General features: G+C 39.0%; 1 protein-coding gene. It reads left to right on the top strand.

Annotation, left to right across the window (positions count from 1 at the left end; translation table 11 throughout):
• Positions 1-38: 38 nt before the first annotated feature.
• Positions 39-408: UvrD-helicase domain-containing protein (locus tag AAEZ03_RS26070; RefSeq protein WP_350582637.1), on the top strand; the 370-nt coding region annotated here is incomplete at its 3' end.

The following is a 408-nucleotide window of genomic DNA, read 5'->3' as shown; positions in this document are numbered from 1 at the left end:
ATTCAGGGCTGCTCGGTATCAACCCACGATTTACTATCTTGGATACAGGCGATAGCGAGGATGCGATCGATTTAATTCATAAAGAAAAAAAGTATCCTGCGCAAACCAAAAGCCAAGCTTTTCCACGCAAGAAGACCTTACAAAATATCTTTTCAACCTCTAGAAATCGGCGCATTCCTATTCGTAATTTGATCGAAGATAATTATCCTGATATCGCTATTCATATTCCCATTATCGAGCAGTTGGCTGTCGACTTTCACGAGTATAAACGCGCCAATCATCTCTATGATTTTGATGACATCATTAGCCAAGTCGTGCGCCATTTAAAGACCAATGACACATTTAGACAATTACTACAAAACCAATATCGCTACATCATGGTCGATGAATATCAAGATACTAATATCC

Source organism: Pseudomonas sp. HY2-MNA-CIBAN-0224 (assembly GCF_040310285.1).
Classification (GTDB): domain Bacteria; phylum Pseudomonadota; class Gammaproteobacteria; order Pseudomonadales; family Pseudomonadaceae; genus Aquipseudomonas; species Aquipseudomonas helleri.
This window is presented reverse-complemented; position numbering and strand designations above follow the sequence as displayed.